Consider the following 13,494-nt stretch of genomic DNA (forward strand, 5'->3'; position numbering starts at 1 on the left):
GTGGCACAGGGGAGCGGGCGGGTGGTGGCCCGCGGTCAGAGCGTGCCGACGGAGTCCAGAGCCTCGTCGACCGCGTCGGAGGCCTCGGAGCCGCCGTCGGTGTTGAGCCCCAGCACGAACGCGCCGTGCGACTCGTCCATCTCCACCAGCACGAACCGGCCGTAGGGCTCGGTGTCGCCGTCGCCGGAACCGACCGAGGCGCCGAAGGACGGCAGGCCGTCGACCCTCTCCTCGGCGTCGGGTTCGACCTCGGGTACTCCGCCGCCGGTCACGAGCGTGCCCGCAGTGTCGGCGGCCAGGCGCAGACCGGTCTCCTCCAGCGACTCCGTGCCGTCGAAGCGCTGGGACCCGGTCACGATGAAGGCGTCCGGGTTCTCGACCGAGCCGAGCACGACGTAGGAGGAGTACTCCTGCGGGACCTCGTCGTCGCCCAGGCGCTCCCACCCGTCAGGAAGCTCGTACGACAGCCCGCTGCCGGGGTCGGCGACCGTGCCCTCGGGGGCCGGGGCATCGTCACTGGGCTCGTTTCCGGCGGCGGTGCCGTCGGGCTCGGCGGTCTCCTCCGACCCCGACGTGAGCTCGGAGGCGGGGCCGCCCGTGGACAGCAGCCAGCCCAGCCCACCCGCGGTGACCAACAGGAACAGGAAGGTCACAACGGCCGCAACGGTGAAGGTGATGCGCTTGGCGGAGTCGGGCTCTCCGGTGTCGCTATGCCGGGGGCGCTCGCCGGGCCGGCCTGCCGTGCGGGTGGTCGGCTCGTCGGAGCGTGCGTTCATGGGTCGACTCCTGACAGGGGGTGAAAGCCGTTCACGTCGGGGCTGTGGGCCCCGGGTTGGCAATACCCATGTCCGGAGTGGGGGCAAGCGGGTCGGCCGTGGCCGGATCAGGCCGATTCCGTGAAAAGACGGTTGAAGGGCGGAAAACCGTGTCGGTGGCGGTCGGAGGGCGGATCCGGACGGTCGCACCGCACCCCGAGGACCCGGTCGAGCTCGTCCGGGCCGAGGGGGCGGTCGGTGCGGGCGGCAGCCACGAGCACCTCGGCGTACAGTTCGATCTCCTCCAGGGCCACGTCGTCGTGCAGGAGCGCGGACGGGTGGGCGTGTGCGGCGGCGGAGGACCGCATGGACACTCACCTCCGGGGACGACAGGGCCACGCAGGGGCCGGGGCCCGAATGCGGGCGCGGTCGCGGGCCCGGACCCGCCGGGGCACGGTTCCTCACCAGGTTAGGTCTGCGGCCGCGCCCGGCGCATGACCCGGGAGGACCAGTGCCGGCCCTCACCCGGGTTGACCAGAACACCGCGTGTGCAGTGCTTTTGAGCTGTGGTTCAGCGCCAGGTGACGGTTCGGTGGCGCTGGGCGAGCTCGGCGTAGTGGGTCGGCGTGTGCTCCAGGACGGCGCGGTCGTTCTCGTTCAGCTCGCGCACGACCTTGCCGGGCACCCCTGCCCACAGGGTTCCGGCCGGGACCACCTTGCCGGGAGGGACGAGGGCGCCGGCGGCAACGAGGGCCCCCTTGCCCACACGCGCGCCGCCGAGCACCGTCGCCCCGATGCCGATGAGTGCGCCCTCCTCCACGACCGCGCCGTGCACCATGGCCTGGTGGCCGAGGCTGACGTCCTGGTGCAGGACCGCGGGCTCGCCGGGGTCGGCGTGCAGGCCGCACTGGTCCTGGATGTTGACGCGCTCGCCGACGACGATGTCCTCGCTGTCGGCACGCAGCACGCAGCCGTACCAGACGCTGCTCTGCGCCCCCAGGGTCACGCGTCCGACCACGACCGCGCCGGGGGCGATCCAGGAGGTGGGGTCGATCTCGGGGGTGCCGAACTCGGCCTCGCCGATGATTGCACCGGGGTGGGGGTGTGATTCCTGGCCCATCGCCTGGTCCTCTCCAGCGTCGCATGTACGCTTCGTGGTTCCCGGGACGCATGGGGCAGGAGAGAAGTTGACCACTCCGACCCCATACGGGGATGATCGCGCATACCTTAGTAAGAAGGTGACCAGGGGTCCGCACGCGGGTGTACCCCTCGGGGACATTGACGCGGTATCGCGGCGCGTGCCTACCTTGGTCGCGGCGGACGGTTCTCACATGTTGCGTCCCGGCCACGGACTGTGCCCCCCACAGTGCCGCCGGGACACGGAAACAGGGACATCCGGCCCGGAAGCTCCCACGGCCGGACCTCGCGGGTGGTCCCTGGACTGACGGGTACGGGGCACTCTCACCTTCCACGACGTGCAGTCGAAACGGTGTTAGGACATGAAGGGCACATGAGCGATATGTTGCCGGGCGGCGGACTGCAGCAAGACAGGTTCCCGACAGTGCGCAAGGGCGGCTACGACAAGGCGCACGTCGACGACTACTACGTCCGAATGGACAACCAGTTCAAGGACCTCCGCGAGCGCCTTCAGCGGATGGACGAGGAACTGGAGCAGTACAAGCGGGACCTCGCGATCGAGCGGGAGAAGGCCCAGGTCAAGCCTGAGCACGAGCAGATCAGCGAACGCATGGCGGAAATTCTGCGTATAGCTGAGGAGGAGGCCAAGGAGCGCCGCTCCCGGGTCGAGTCCGAGGTCGAGGAGGCCGAGAAGAAGGCCAAGGACGAGGTCTCCAAGTACCGCAAGGAGGCCGAGGAGCACGCCGAGCGCATCGTCTCCTCCGCGCGCGAGGAGGCCACCGAGATGGTGGCCGGCGCGAAGAAGGAGGCCGAGCAGCTGCGTGAGCAGGCCAAGAAGGAAGGCGACCGCCGTCTGAGCGAGGCCGAGGCGCGGGCGAAGAAGATCCACGACACGGCCGACCGTCGGCTGGCCACGCTCACGGCCACGCACGCCGAGGCTCTGCGCCGGCTCAAGGACATGCACTCCACGCTCGCCGACCTGGTCGAGGCCGAGGACAAGGCGGGAGCGCTGGAGACCGGGCTGTCCCGGGAGGAGACGGTCTCCGAGCCGGAGGCCCCCGCGAAGCCCGGTTCCGAGAAGGGGCAGAGCAAGAAGGGCGCCGAGGGCAGCGGGAAGCCCGAGCAGGGCCGGGGCAAGCCCGCGGAGTCGGCCGAGCCCGCGGATTCGGCGAAGCCGGCCGAGCCCGCTGAGAAGGCGGATGCGGCCCAGGCCGCTGAGAAGACCGCACCGTCCGGGAAGGACGCGGACGGGGAGCAGGGCGACGAGCCCACCGCGAAGCTCTCTCCGGCGCCCCAGGAGGCCGACGAGGCCACGGTGCGCATCAAGCCCGCACAGCAGTCCGGGGAGGGCCAGGGCGGCCAGGGTGAATCCAAGGGCCCGCAGGCCGCCGCCCCGCCCCAGGGCGCGCGCTTCAGCGGTCCCGCGCCCGAGGGTGCCGAGGCCCCGGAGAAGACCGGCCAGGACACCGGTGCGGACAGCGGCGACCCGGGTATCACCGGTATCTACCGCCGCCCGGAGAGCGGTTCGCAGCAGGCCGGTCCGGCCGCCCCGCAGGCGGGTGCTCCGGCCCCGGGTCCGCAGGCCGGTGGCGCACAGCCGCCCGCGGGCGACGAGGGCGTGCGGGTGATCCGTAAGGAGTAGCCCGTGGTTCCGTGAGGGGAACCCACGGCGGTATCGGGGGCGGGATCCGAGGGGTCCCGCCCCCGACGTGTGTCCGCGGCCGATTGCTGTGCGGGAAGCGCCGTGAGGGTGGCGTTTTGGGGGGTGATGTGGGGCCCCGTCCGTCTTGTCGCAGGCTGTCGGCTACGATGCCGACAGCCATGATGATTCGCGCGGCCATCCGGTCCGACCTCGGAGCGATCCTGCGTCTCCTCCGGGAACTCGGGGACTCCACTCACACGCAGAGCGCCCACGTGCGCATGTCCTCCGCGGCTGTGCGTGCCTGGACCCGGATGGAGAACGACCCCGACCGCACCGTCCTCGTCGCCGAGCAGCGCGGGCAGATCATCGGCACGCTCGATCTCGTGGTGGTCGCCAACCTCACCCACGACGCCCAGCCCTGGGCGATCGTCGACAACCTCGTCGTGGACCCGGAAGCGCGCGGGGCCGGTGTCGGGCGGGCGCTCATGGAGGACGCCCTCGACCGTGCGACCCGCGCCGGGTGCTACAAGGTCGAGCTGCTCTCCCACGAGTCCCGGGGCGGTGCGCACGTCTTCTACCACTCCCTGGGTTTCGACAACTCGGCGGAGGGCTTCCGGCGCTACCTCTGAGCCCGGCCCCGGACCGCGGAGCCCACCCGCTGCGTCACCTCCGGGCCGTGGCCGACGATGTTCCGGTGTCGGTGGTCAGGACGAGTGCTCGGCGGCTTTCGCTGCGGGTCCGCGCCCCCGCAGCGGGGTCCCCTTGATGCAGGCCACGCACACCAGCCCCGCGAGGGCGATGGGCGCACCGAGCAGGAACACCGCCTGCATCGCGTGGTCGAAGGCCTGCACGACGACCTCCCGCACGGGACCGGGCAGGGAGTGCACCAGTTCCGGTGATCCCTGCGCGGCCTCGGCGACCTCCGACAGGTCCGGCCCTCCCTCGTCCTCGGCGGGCAGCGAGGCGGAGGCCGAACCGATCTCCGCCTGCAGCCGGGAGACCATGACAGCGCCGAAGGCCGCCACACCGGTCGCCCCGCCCAGGTTGCGGAAGAAGACCACCGACGCGGTGCCCGAGGCGAGGTCCGGTACCGGCAGCGCGCTCTGGGTGGCCAGCAGCAGGAGCTGCATGTTCAGGCCCAGGCCGAGGCCGACCAACATCTGCCCGGCCACGAGCGCCGACAGCCCCGGGGTGACGTCGATGAAGCTCAGGGCGGTGAACCCGAGCACGCACAGCACCATGCCGATCACCGGGTAGTGCTTCCAGCGCCCGCTGCCGCTGACGGCGAACCCGGAACCGATAGAGGTGGTCAGGAACGACCCCACCAGCGGCAGGGTCATGAGACCGGAGACGGTGGGCGTCATGCCGTGCACCATCTGCAGGTACTGCGGCATGTAGATGATGAGGCCGAACATCATGCCGCCCACACACACCGAACCGAACGCCGCGAGCACGAATGTGCGGTTGGCGAACAGGCGGGTGGGGATGATCGGCTCCTTCGCTCGGCGCTCCACGAGCACGGCGGCAACGGTGAGCAGGACGGTGCCGATGCCGAGCCCGATCGCGAGCGGGGAGATCCAGGGGATCTGGGTCCCGCCGAGGCTGAGGAGCACGATGAGGGAGCTCGCGGCGCTGAAGATGAACCCTGCGCCCATCCAGTCGACGGGGGTCCCGCGTCGGGGCACGGTCGGCACGTTCAGCATGAACTGGATGACCACGAACGCGACCAGCGCCAGCGGCACGGTGATGAGGAAGCACCAGCGCCAGCCCAGCGGGCTGTCCACGAGGAAACCGCCGACGAGCGGTCCGAGCACGGTCGAGACGCCGAAGACCATCCCGATGAACCCGCTGTAGCGCCCGCGCTCACGGGGCGGGATCACGTCGCCGAGGATGATGTTGGGCAGTGTCGCGAGCCCGCCGATCCCCAGGCCCTGGCAGGCGCGGGCGATGATCAGCGTGTTCATGTCCTGGGCGAGCCCCGCGGCGACCGTCGAGACGATGAAGATGCCGAGGGCCACCTGGAACAGCAGCTTGCGGCCCCAGATGTCGGAGAGCTTGCCCCAGACCGGGGTGGAGGCGGTCATGGTGAGCAGGCCGGCGGTGGCGACCCAGGCCAGGCGGTCCTGTCCGCCGAGCTCACCCACGATCGTCGGGAGCGCGGTACCCACGATCGAGTTGCTGAGCATGGAGGTCAGCATGGCCAGCACGAGGCCGACCATGATCTGGATGATCGTTCGGCGTGCGATGGGCGGAGGGCCCTCGTCCGCGGGGGAGACCGAGTGATCGGGGGTGTTGGCGGGGGGCGCGCTGTCCGCGAGAGCCTCCGTTCCGGGTCCTGTGTCCCGGTGGTCGGAGGACCGGGCCCCGGCGCGGGCGGGAACGGCGCCGTCACGGGGGTCGGTCTCGGGTCGGCGTTGGGTCGGTCGGTCCACGGAGTCCCCCGAATCCGGACGCACGAAAGGCCCCACGGCGGGGATGCCGGGGGCGTCGTCCGCTTCCAGGTATATGTAAACACTGTTGACCTGTCAAATCGGTATCTCTGGACCGGTTCCGGTATGCGGACATCGCCCCCAGGTGTCAACCTGGAGTCCTGAAAGCCAGATCGCGGCCACCGAGGGGTGTGCAGATGGATCGTCCGGACGAGACCGGGGGCGGCGCCGGACCCACCCGGGGCCGCGAGGCGACCCGTGCGCGGATCCTCGCCAGCGCCAAGGAGCTCTTCACCAACGAGGGGTACGGCTCGGTCTCCTCCCGGAAGATCGCAGCACACGCCGGCGTCAACGTCGCGCTCATCAACCGCTACTTCGGGGCCAAACGCGGACTGCTCACCGAACTCCTGCGCGAGGACGGCGTCTACCCGGGGCTCATCGTCGACGGGCCGCGCGACCAGCTCACCCGCCGGCTGGCCGAACACGCCGTCAGCCGCCTGCACGGGGAGGGCACCGCGCTGCAGCGGGCGCTCGACGACTCCGCCGGCGACCCCGACCTGCGCTCGGTCTACCAGGGGCGCATCACGTCCGCGATGATCGAACCGCTCGCCGCCTACCTGGGCGGGCCGGAGCAGCGTGCGCATGCCCTGCTCCTGGCCTCGGTCCTGCTGGGTGTCGCCCGCGTGCGCCTGGTCGAGGGCGCCGGGGCGCTGTGTGAGATGGAGCGGGAGACCATCACCCGCCGGGTGCAGGACCTTCTGGAACTGTGCCTGAAGGACTTCGAGGACGGCGACGCGGCCTAGCCGGGGGGTGCGGCGCCGCCGCCGGACTCATGCGGTGCCGTTGAGCGTGGTGACCACCGTGACGACCAGGCCGATCGTGGGGACGATCACTGCCCAGAACTGCATCGGGACGAAGAAGAACGTGTGCCGGTTGCGGTACACGACGGGTTCCCCGGTCTTGGGGTGGAACCCCTGCTCGGGCTTGTTGAGCTTGCGGCCGAGGAGGAAGATCGCGAGCGAGGAGAGCAGGGCACCGACGACGAAGCCGTAGGTGGAGGCCTCCGGCGGGAGGACCTCCTCCCCGACCGCTCCCGTGATACCGATGCCGAGAATCAGGAACAGGGGGACGAGAATCCCCCAACCGGTCCAGATGATCATGGGTCGTGCCTCTTCTGCTGTGCTCGTCGTTACGGGGAACACTGCATCTGACACCTGGGGCGCCTGGTTGGTTTCGGACATGACAAGGATTCCTGGAGAAATCCTGGTGTGTCTGAAAAGCGGTAGGTCGCGTTGCCGTGGGAGTCCCGGGGCAGGGGCCACGCAGCCCCGCGGGCGTTCGGTGCGACGCTCAGCCGTGGAGCTTGGCCGCGAAGCCGATCTCCACCAGGATGTTGGCCAGGTCGGAGCCCACAGCGGTGCGCACCCGCGGCGGTGACGTGCCCCGGCGACCGCAGTCCCCGGGTGCCGCACCCGAACGGAGGAACAGTGCAGCCCGAGACCGTGTTCACCGGCGGACTGGTCGTCGACGGTACCGGTGCACCAGCCCGCCACGCCGACCTCGTCCTGCGCGACGGGCGCATCGCCCACGTCGCAGCTCCGGGCCGGACCGAGACCTCGGGCCGTTCCGTCGTCGACGTCACCGGACTCGTCGTCGCGCCCGGCTTCATCGACATGCACGCCCATTCCGACCTCGCCGTTCTGGCCGACCCCGACCACAGTGCCAAGGTTGCGCAGGGGGTCACCCTGGAGGTCCTCGGTCAGGACGGGCTCGCGTACGCGCCGGTCACCGACGCGACCTCCGCCGAGCTCTTCGAGCGTCTCGCGGGGTGGAACGGCAGCCCCGACCTGGACCGCGACTGGCGGGGCATCGGCGAGTACCTCGACCGCATCGACGAGGGCGCAGCCGTCAACGCCGCCGTCCTCGTCCCGCACGGCAACGTGCGCGCGGCCGTGGTCGGCAACGAGGACCGCCCGCCCAACCGTCGCGAGCTCGACCGCATGCGCGACATGGTCTGCCGCGGCATGTCCGATGGTGCACACGGGCTCTCCAGCGGGCTCACCTACACACCCGGCATGTACGCGACCGACGACGAGATCGTCGCCCTCCTGGCGCCCGTGCGCGAGGCCGGCGGGTACTACTGCCCGCACCACCGCAACTACGGTTCCAGGGTCGTGGAGTCCTACCAGGAGTGCCTCGACGTGGCCCGAAACGCCCAGGTCCCCCTCCACCTGGCCCACTGCCACGTCAACTTCCGCCAGAACCGGGGGCGGGCCCCCGAGGTCCTCGACGCGGTCGACGAGGCCACCGTGCGCTACGGCCTCGACGTCACCCTCGACAGTTACCCGTACGGCCCCAGCGCCACCTATCTGGGTGCGCCGCTGCCGAGTTGGGCGCAGGCGGGCGGCACGGAGATGACCCTGGAACGCCTGCGCGACCCGGCCGTCCGCGCCCGCATCCTGCACGAGATCGAGGTCGAGGGTACCGACGGCAACCACGGGGTCCCCCTGGACTGGCGGACCATCGTGGTCACCGGCGTCACTGACCCCGCGCTCTCCTGGACCGTGGGGTCCTCCATCGCCGACCTCACGCAGGGGGACGGTCGCAGCCCCGGGGAGCTCTACGCCGACCTGCTCGTGGCCGACCGTCTGCGCAGTGGGTGCCTGCTCGACGTCGGCAACGAGGAGAACATCCGCACCATCATGCAGCACGGGGCCCACACCGGCGGCAGTGACGGGATCCTCGTGGGAGCCCGCCCCCACCCGCGCGGCTGGGGCACCTTTCCCCGCTACCTCGGCCACTACGTGCGCGAGCTCGGGATCCTCACGCTGGAGGAGTGCGTGCGCCACCTGACCTCGCGCCCCGCTGCCAGGCTCGGGCTCTCCGGCCGGGGCACGGTGCAGTCCGGGGCCATCGCCGACCTCGTGGTCTTCGACCCCGACACCGTGGCCGCCCGCGCCACCTTCGCGGACCCGCGCCGCACGCCCGTGGGCATCGAACACGTGCTGATCGGCGGGGAGTTCACCCTGCGCGACGGACGGCGCACCGGCAGCCTCCCCGGCCGTTCGGTGCGCCGCAACGGCCCCTGACCGGGCGGATGCGTGAGGAACGGGGGAACCGAGGCGGGTACGACAACGGAGTCAACGGGGAAGAGGGGCCGGGGGAGGAGTGTCGGGTCGGGGAACCAGCACAGGCGTGGCCGACGGTGGCGCGGAGCCGGTCGGGACCGCCCCCGCGCCCGCAGCCCGATCACCCGATGACGACCGCGCCGGCCAGGACCGGGTCCCCGAAGGTGACGGAGCCGTGGCCGGAGGCCATTGCCCGGCTGCCCTGGCAGCTCGTCCCGGCGAACAGCGCGAAACGCACCTTGCTGTCGCTGTCGATCGTCACGACGCCGCCCTGGCCGGTCTCGAGGGGGCGGCAACCGCCGTTCTCCACGAGCTGCTCGTGGCCGGACTCGAAGACGATGCGGACCGTCTCCTTGTCGTCCTTGTTCGACATCCCCGGGATCGCGCCGGCGATGGTGGCGGACATGGTGGCGAGGTTCGCGGGGCGAATCGGCACAGGGTTCCCCTTTTCTGCCGGGCCTTCCTGGCACGGAGGCCCCCGGCGCGCACGGAGTTGATTACTCTGTGTCATTTAGCTACAGGGGTTACCGGAAGAGGCGCAGCTCGGGCGGAGTGTCGGCCAATTTCTCCGGTAACAGCCCGTTGGCAGGCCGGTCCGGGGCGCATAGAATCGAGCTCGCCAGGAACTGAACCTCTCGGAAGGAGGGGACCGTGTACCACGCGCTCCTCCTCGTGATGGAGTTCCTGACCCTGGGGACCCAGCCCTTCGACGCCGTCGTCGCACTCGCCCCCGGGGCCCTCGTCGTCGTCACGGCCGCCGCCACCGCTTTCCTCGCGCTGTACCTCGTCCGGCGCTTGGCGCCGTGGCCCACCGGTGAGGCAGCCGCGGACGCCGCCAGAGCGATGCGCCGCAGGTCCGAGCGCCTCCCGATCGTGACCTACCGCGCCCCCGACACCGCGGGCAAGCCCCGTCCCCGGGCCCCCGGGCCGGCCCTTCCGGCCGCTCGCTGACCCTGCCAGTCTCCACCGTCCCTCGTTCTTTCCGTGCACACGCTGTGCCTGCGTAGCCGTGCCCCGGCACTGCCGCGCGCCCGCGTGCCTCGCTCCGAGGGGCGGCGAGCGGCCTGACGTCCCGTCATGAACGCTTCGGACGAAGGGCCTCACCCTTGTACAGTCTTGCTCCCTTCGCGGCCGCCATGGGCCTGGTCTCCTGCGCTCTTGCGGCGCTCACCGCACTGCTCACCCCCGCCGTCCCCGCTGCCGCTGCGGGGCTGTCCGTCGTCCTGCTGACCGTGGGTGTGCGCCTGCTCCTGGTTCCCGTGGGTGTCTTGCAGGTGCGCGCCGAGAAGGTCCGGGCGCGCATCGCTCCCGAGCTGGCGCGCATCGGGGCTCAGTACCGCGGCGACCCGCAGAAGATGGTCGCCGAACAGCGCCGGGTCCATGCCGAGGCGGGGTCCTCGCCGTTCGCCGGGTGCCTGCCCGCGCTGGTGCAGCTGCCGGTGGTCCTGGCCCTGTACGGCGTCTTCATCGGGGCGGCCGGGGACGACGAACCCCTGCTGTCCCACACCTTCGCCGGGGTCGAGCTCGGCGCGAGCCTCGTCCCGATCTCCCAGGGGCTCGCACCGGAACCGGTCTTCGCGGTGCTCATCGCCTTCATCGCCCTGGTCGCCTGGGCCCAGCGGCGTTACGTCGTGCTTCCCACGATGCGCGCCGTCACGGCGGTCGAGGGGCAGCCGCAGGTTCCGGGGCCCCTCACCTACATGCCCTACGCCACCGCTGTGATCGCCGCGTTCGTCCCGCTCGCGGCCGGGCTCTACCTGCTGGCGTCCACAGGGTGGGCGCTGGGGGAGCGGTTGGTGCTGCGCCGGGTGCTGCCCGACTGACCGGGTCTGCAGGAACGACGGTGCCCGGGGCCGCGCGGCCCCGGGCACCGGTCGAAACGTCGGCGGAACACTCCCGCCTGCGGATCAGAATTCCACGGTCACGCAGCCCAGCCGGTCGCCGGCCTGCCCCGCCTCGCCGTGCTCGGTGGCGGTGTGCTCCTCGTGCAGAACCAGCGACTGGGCCTCGCCGTCGCGGAACTCCCACGGGACGGTCGCCGACGCGTCGCCGTTGCCGCCGCCGTCGGTGGTGAAGTCCAGCCAGACCTCGTTGTCGGGGTTGGCGTACTCGGGGTCGACGGACGGGTTGTCCTCGTCGGCCTCCGGGTCGACCTCGTCCTGGTAGTGGGGGCCGGAGTCCTCGGGGTCTTCACCGCAGGGATCGGTGTGCACGTGGGCGCCGAAGTCGCGGTCCGCCTCCAGGCCGGTGGCGGTGAGCTCGATCTGTGTGGCGTCCTCCTCGGCGCGCACCTGCACGTCGGCGGTGGCGCCCTCGGGCACGGCCGTCTCGTCGTAGGTGATCGCTCCGGCGCTCTCGCCGGGCGGAAGGAAGGTCGCGGCGGTCACGCTCGGCGAGCTCGTGGGCTCGGCGACCGATTCCTCCTCGCCGGCGGCACCGTCGGCGTCGGGGTCGCCCTCCGAGCACCCGGCGGCGAGCAGTGCGGTCAGGGCGAGGCCGGTGGCGACCTGGATCGTGCGCATGGCGGGACTCCCGGTGTCTTCTCGACGGCTGTCCGCGATGTTACCCACAGTAGAAATCAGATAACTATGGGTGCGGAAGTTCTGTCTCAGAGGCTGCGAGGGAGAACTGTGTGCCCAATTCAGGCCCTCGGGTGCGACGTTCCGGATGCTATCGGTCGCACTCGGTGCGCCCCACGGGGGGCTGGTTGCGGTTCGGATTCGGGGTGCGGGCTCGGGTTTCGCTGCGCAAGCGGGGGTGAATTATGTAACGGATGTCACATTGAAAGGTGCGAAGCGTGAGTCAGCCATCGGATCCCCCGACGCCCGAGAACACCCACAACACCGCCGGAACCGGGGCCTCGTCCACCGCTGAACAACCCGAACGCAGCACCATCGTGCGTCGCGTCATCGGTCTCTTCCTCGGCCCTCTGCTCGGCCTGGCCGCCTTCGTGGCGATGCCCGAGATCCCGCTGCCCATCGAGGACGACGACGGTTCGATGGTGCCGAGCGACGAACTGTCGGCCAACGCAGCCTTCGTCGCCGCTGTCGCCGTCGTCATGGCCGTGTGGTGGATGACCGAGGCCCTGCCGCTGCCGGCCACCGCGCTCCTGCCGCTCGCGGTCTTCCCCATCGTCCTGGAGGACACCTCCATCGACGATGTCACCGCGCCCTATGCCAACGAGATCATCTTCCTGTTCATGGGCGGGTTCGTGATCGCGCTCGCGATGCAGCGATGGAACCTGCACAAACGGGTCGCGCTCGCCATCGTCGCGGCTGTGGGTACCGGGCCGGTCAGCATCATCGGCGGCTTCATGCTCGCCACCGGCTTCCTCACCATGTGGGTCTCCAACACCGCGACCGCCATGATGATGATGCCCATCGGCCTCGCCGTCATCGGCCTCGTCACCCAGCTCCGGGACGGCCGGACCGACACGAACTTCGCGACCGCCCTGATGCTGGGCATCGCCTACGCAGCCTCCATCGGCTCCGTCGCGACACTCATCGGGACCCCGCCCAACGCGTTCATGGCCGGTTACCTGTCGCAGGAACACGACATCAACCTCGGCTTCGGCCAATGGATGCTCGTGGGCGCCCCGATCGCCGCGGTCTTCCTCGTCATCTGCTGGATCGTGCTGACCAAGATCATCTACCGGCCCGCGACCAAGGACCTCGGGGAGGCCGGGTCCCACATCCGGCAGGAACTGCGCGACCTCGGCCCGATGTCGCGCGGGGAGTGGACCGTGCTCGCCGTGTTCGTGTGCACCGCCCTGGCCTGGATCTTCATCCCGCTCCTGGCCGAGACCGAAGGCATCGGCGGTGCCCTGCCCTGGCTCGCCAACTTCACCGACGGCGGGATCGCGATCGCCGCGGCCGTCATCCTGTTCATCCTCCCCGTCGACGGCCGCCGCGGCGTGCGCGCCATCGACTGGGAGCAGGCCGTCAAGCTCCCGTGGGGTGTGCTGTTGCTCTTCGGCGGTGGACTGAGCCTGTCCGCGCAGTTCGGCTCCAGCGGTCTGAGTCTCTGGGTGGGTGAGCGGGTCGAGGGCCTGGGCAATGTTCCCGGGTGGGTGTTCATCCTGCTCGTCACCGTGATCGTGCTGGTTCTGACCGAGCTGACCAGCAACACCGCCACGGCGTCGATCTTCGTCCCGGTCATGGCCGGTGTCGCCATCGGTCTCGGCCTGCCGGTACTGACGCTGGTCGTGCCCGCCGCGCTCGCCGCGAGCCTGGCGTTCATGCTGCCGGTCGCCACTCCGCCGAACGCCATCGTGTTCGGCACCGGCTACATCCGCATCGGGCAGATGATCAAGGCCGGGCTGGTGCTCAACGTCTGCTCCCTGTTGCTGATCCTGGCAACCATGTACACGACCATGTCCTGGGTCTTCGGTTTCGCCCTCTGAA

Annotated in this window: 14 protein-coding genes; 7 read left to right on the top strand and 7 right to left on the bottom strand. The window is 70.7% G+C overall.

The genetic code is table 11. The features are described from left to right. Window positions 1-35 precede the first annotated feature (35 nt). The 3 genes from D474_RS0107655 to D474_RS0107665 form a co-directional block, all read right to left on the bottom strand. Window positions 36-776, bottom strand: coding sequence for a hypothetical protein (locus D474_RS0107655; RefSeq protein WP_017612998.1), 741 nt, complete (start codon window positions 774-776; stop codon window positions 36-38). 107 nt (window positions 777-883) lie between these two features. After that, on the bottom strand, window positions 884-1,123 hold the full coding sequence (locus D474_RS0107660; protein WP_017612999.1) for a hypothetical protein: 240 nt from the start codon (window positions 1,121-1,123) through the stop codon (window positions 884-886). Between the two features lie 203 nt (window positions 1,124-1,326). Continuing rightward, window positions 1,327-1,875, bottom strand: a complete 549-nt coding sequence (locus D474_RS0107665; protein WP_017613000.1) for a gamma carbonic anhydrase family protein — start codon at window positions 1,873-1,875, stop codon at window positions 1,327-1,329. Between the two features lie 399 nt (window positions 1,876-2,274). On the opposite strand from D474_RS0107665, the gene D474_RS0107670 reads away from it, so the two are divergent. After that, complete coding sequence (locus D474_RS0107670) at window positions 2,275-3,534, top strand: ATP synthase F0 subunit B (protein ID WP_017613001.1); 1,260 nt, start codon at window positions 2,275-2,277, stop codon at window positions 3,532-3,534. A 179-nt stretch (window positions 3,535-3,713) separates the two neighbouring features. Beyond that, window positions 3,714-4,163, top strand: coding sequence for a GNAT family N-acetyltransferase (locus tag D474_RS0107675; RefSeq protein WP_017613002.1), 450 nt, complete (start codon window positions 3,714-3,716; stop codon window positions 4,161-4,163). 75 nt (window positions 4,164-4,238) lie between these two features. On the opposite strand, the gene D474_RS0107680 is transcribed toward D474_RS0107675, so the two are convergent. Further along, window positions 4,239-5,753 carry an MDR family MFS transporter gene (locus tag D474_RS0107680; RefSeq protein WP_193373979.1) on the bottom strand — a complete coding sequence of 505 codons (1,515 nt, stop codon included), beginning with the start codon at window positions 5,751-5,753 and terminating at the stop codon, window positions 4,239-4,241. A 407-nt stretch (window positions 5,754-6,160) separates the two neighbouring features. Here D474_RS0107680 and D474_RS0107685 point away from each other — a divergent pair, with 407 nt between their 5' ends. Continuing rightward, window positions 6,161-6,766 carry a TetR/AcrR family transcriptional regulator gene (locus D474_RS0107685; RefSeq protein WP_040703137.1) on the top strand — a complete coding sequence of 202 codons (606 nt, stop codon included), beginning with the start codon at window positions 6,161-6,163 and terminating at the stop codon, window positions 6,764-6,766. 27 nt (window positions 6,767-6,793) lie between these two features. On the opposite strand, the gene D474_RS0107690 is transcribed toward D474_RS0107685, so the two are convergent. Next, the gene (locus tag D474_RS0107690; protein ID WP_017613005.1) at window positions 6,794-7,123 is read right to left on the bottom strand and encodes a hypothetical protein; all 330 of its coding nucleotides are present in this window, start codon (window positions 7,121-7,123) and stop codon (window positions 6,794-6,796) included. Window positions 7,124-7,450: 327 nt separating this feature from the next. Here D474_RS0107690 and D474_RS0107695 point away from each other — a divergent pair, with 327 nt between their 5' ends. Continuing rightward, window positions 7,451-9,052 carry an N-acyl-D-amino-acid deacylase family protein gene (locus tag D474_RS0107695; RefSeq protein ID WP_017613006.1) on the top strand — a complete coding sequence of 534 codons (1,602 nt, stop codon included), beginning with the start codon at window positions 7,451-7,453 and terminating at the stop codon, window positions 9,050-9,052. A 160-nt stretch (window positions 9,053-9,212) separates the two neighbouring features. Here the strand turns inward: D474_RS0107695 and D474_RS0107700 are convergent, their stop codons facing one another. Beyond that, on the bottom strand, window positions 9,213-9,527 hold the full coding sequence (locus tag D474_RS0107700; protein WP_017613007.1) for a hypothetical protein: 315 nt from the start codon (window positions 9,525-9,527) through the stop codon (window positions 9,213-9,215). 215 nt (window positions 9,528-9,742) lie between these two features. Between D474_RS0107700 and D474_RS0107705 the strand changes: the two genes are divergently transcribed. Together D474_RS0107705 and D474_RS0107710 are read left to right on the top strand one after the other, a co-directional pair. Further along, window positions 9,743-10,042 (top strand): DUF6412 domain-containing protein, encoded by a 300-nt coding sequence (locus D474_RS0107705; RefSeq protein WP_017613008.1) that lies wholly within the window; start codon window positions 9,743-9,745, stop codon window positions 10,040-10,042. 155 nt (window positions 10,043-10,197) lie between these two features. Further along, window positions 10,198-10,914: a YidC/Oxa1 family membrane protein insertase gene (locus tag D474_RS0107710; RefSeq protein WP_017613009.1), complete on the top strand. Its 717-nt coding sequence runs from the start codon at window positions 10,198-10,200 to the stop codon at window positions 10,912-10,914. Between the two features lie 84 nt (window positions 10,915-10,998). On the opposite strand, the gene D474_RS0107715 is transcribed toward D474_RS0107710, so the two are convergent. Then, window positions 10,999-11,613 carry a superoxide dismutase family protein gene (locus tag D474_RS0107715; protein WP_017613010.1) on the bottom strand — a complete coding sequence of 205 codons (615 nt, stop codon included), beginning with the start codon at window positions 11,611-11,613 and terminating at the stop codon, window positions 10,999-11,001. A 275-nt stretch (window positions 11,614-11,888) separates the two neighbouring features. Here D474_RS0107715 and D474_RS0107720 point away from each other — a divergent pair, with 275 nt between their 5' ends. Beyond that, window positions 11,889-13,493 carry an SLC13 family permease gene (locus D474_RS0107720; RefSeq protein ID WP_017613011.1) on the top strand — a complete coding sequence of 535 codons (1,605 nt, stop codon included), beginning with the start codon at window positions 11,889-11,891 and terminating at the stop codon, window positions 13,491-13,493. Window position 13,494 lies beyond the last annotated feature (1 nt).

The organism is Nocardiopsis salina YIM 90010 (assembly GCF_000341025.1).
Taxonomy (GTDB): domain Bacteria; phylum Actinomycetota; class Actinomycetes; order Streptosporangiales; family Streptosporangiaceae; genus Nocardiopsis; species Nocardiopsis salina.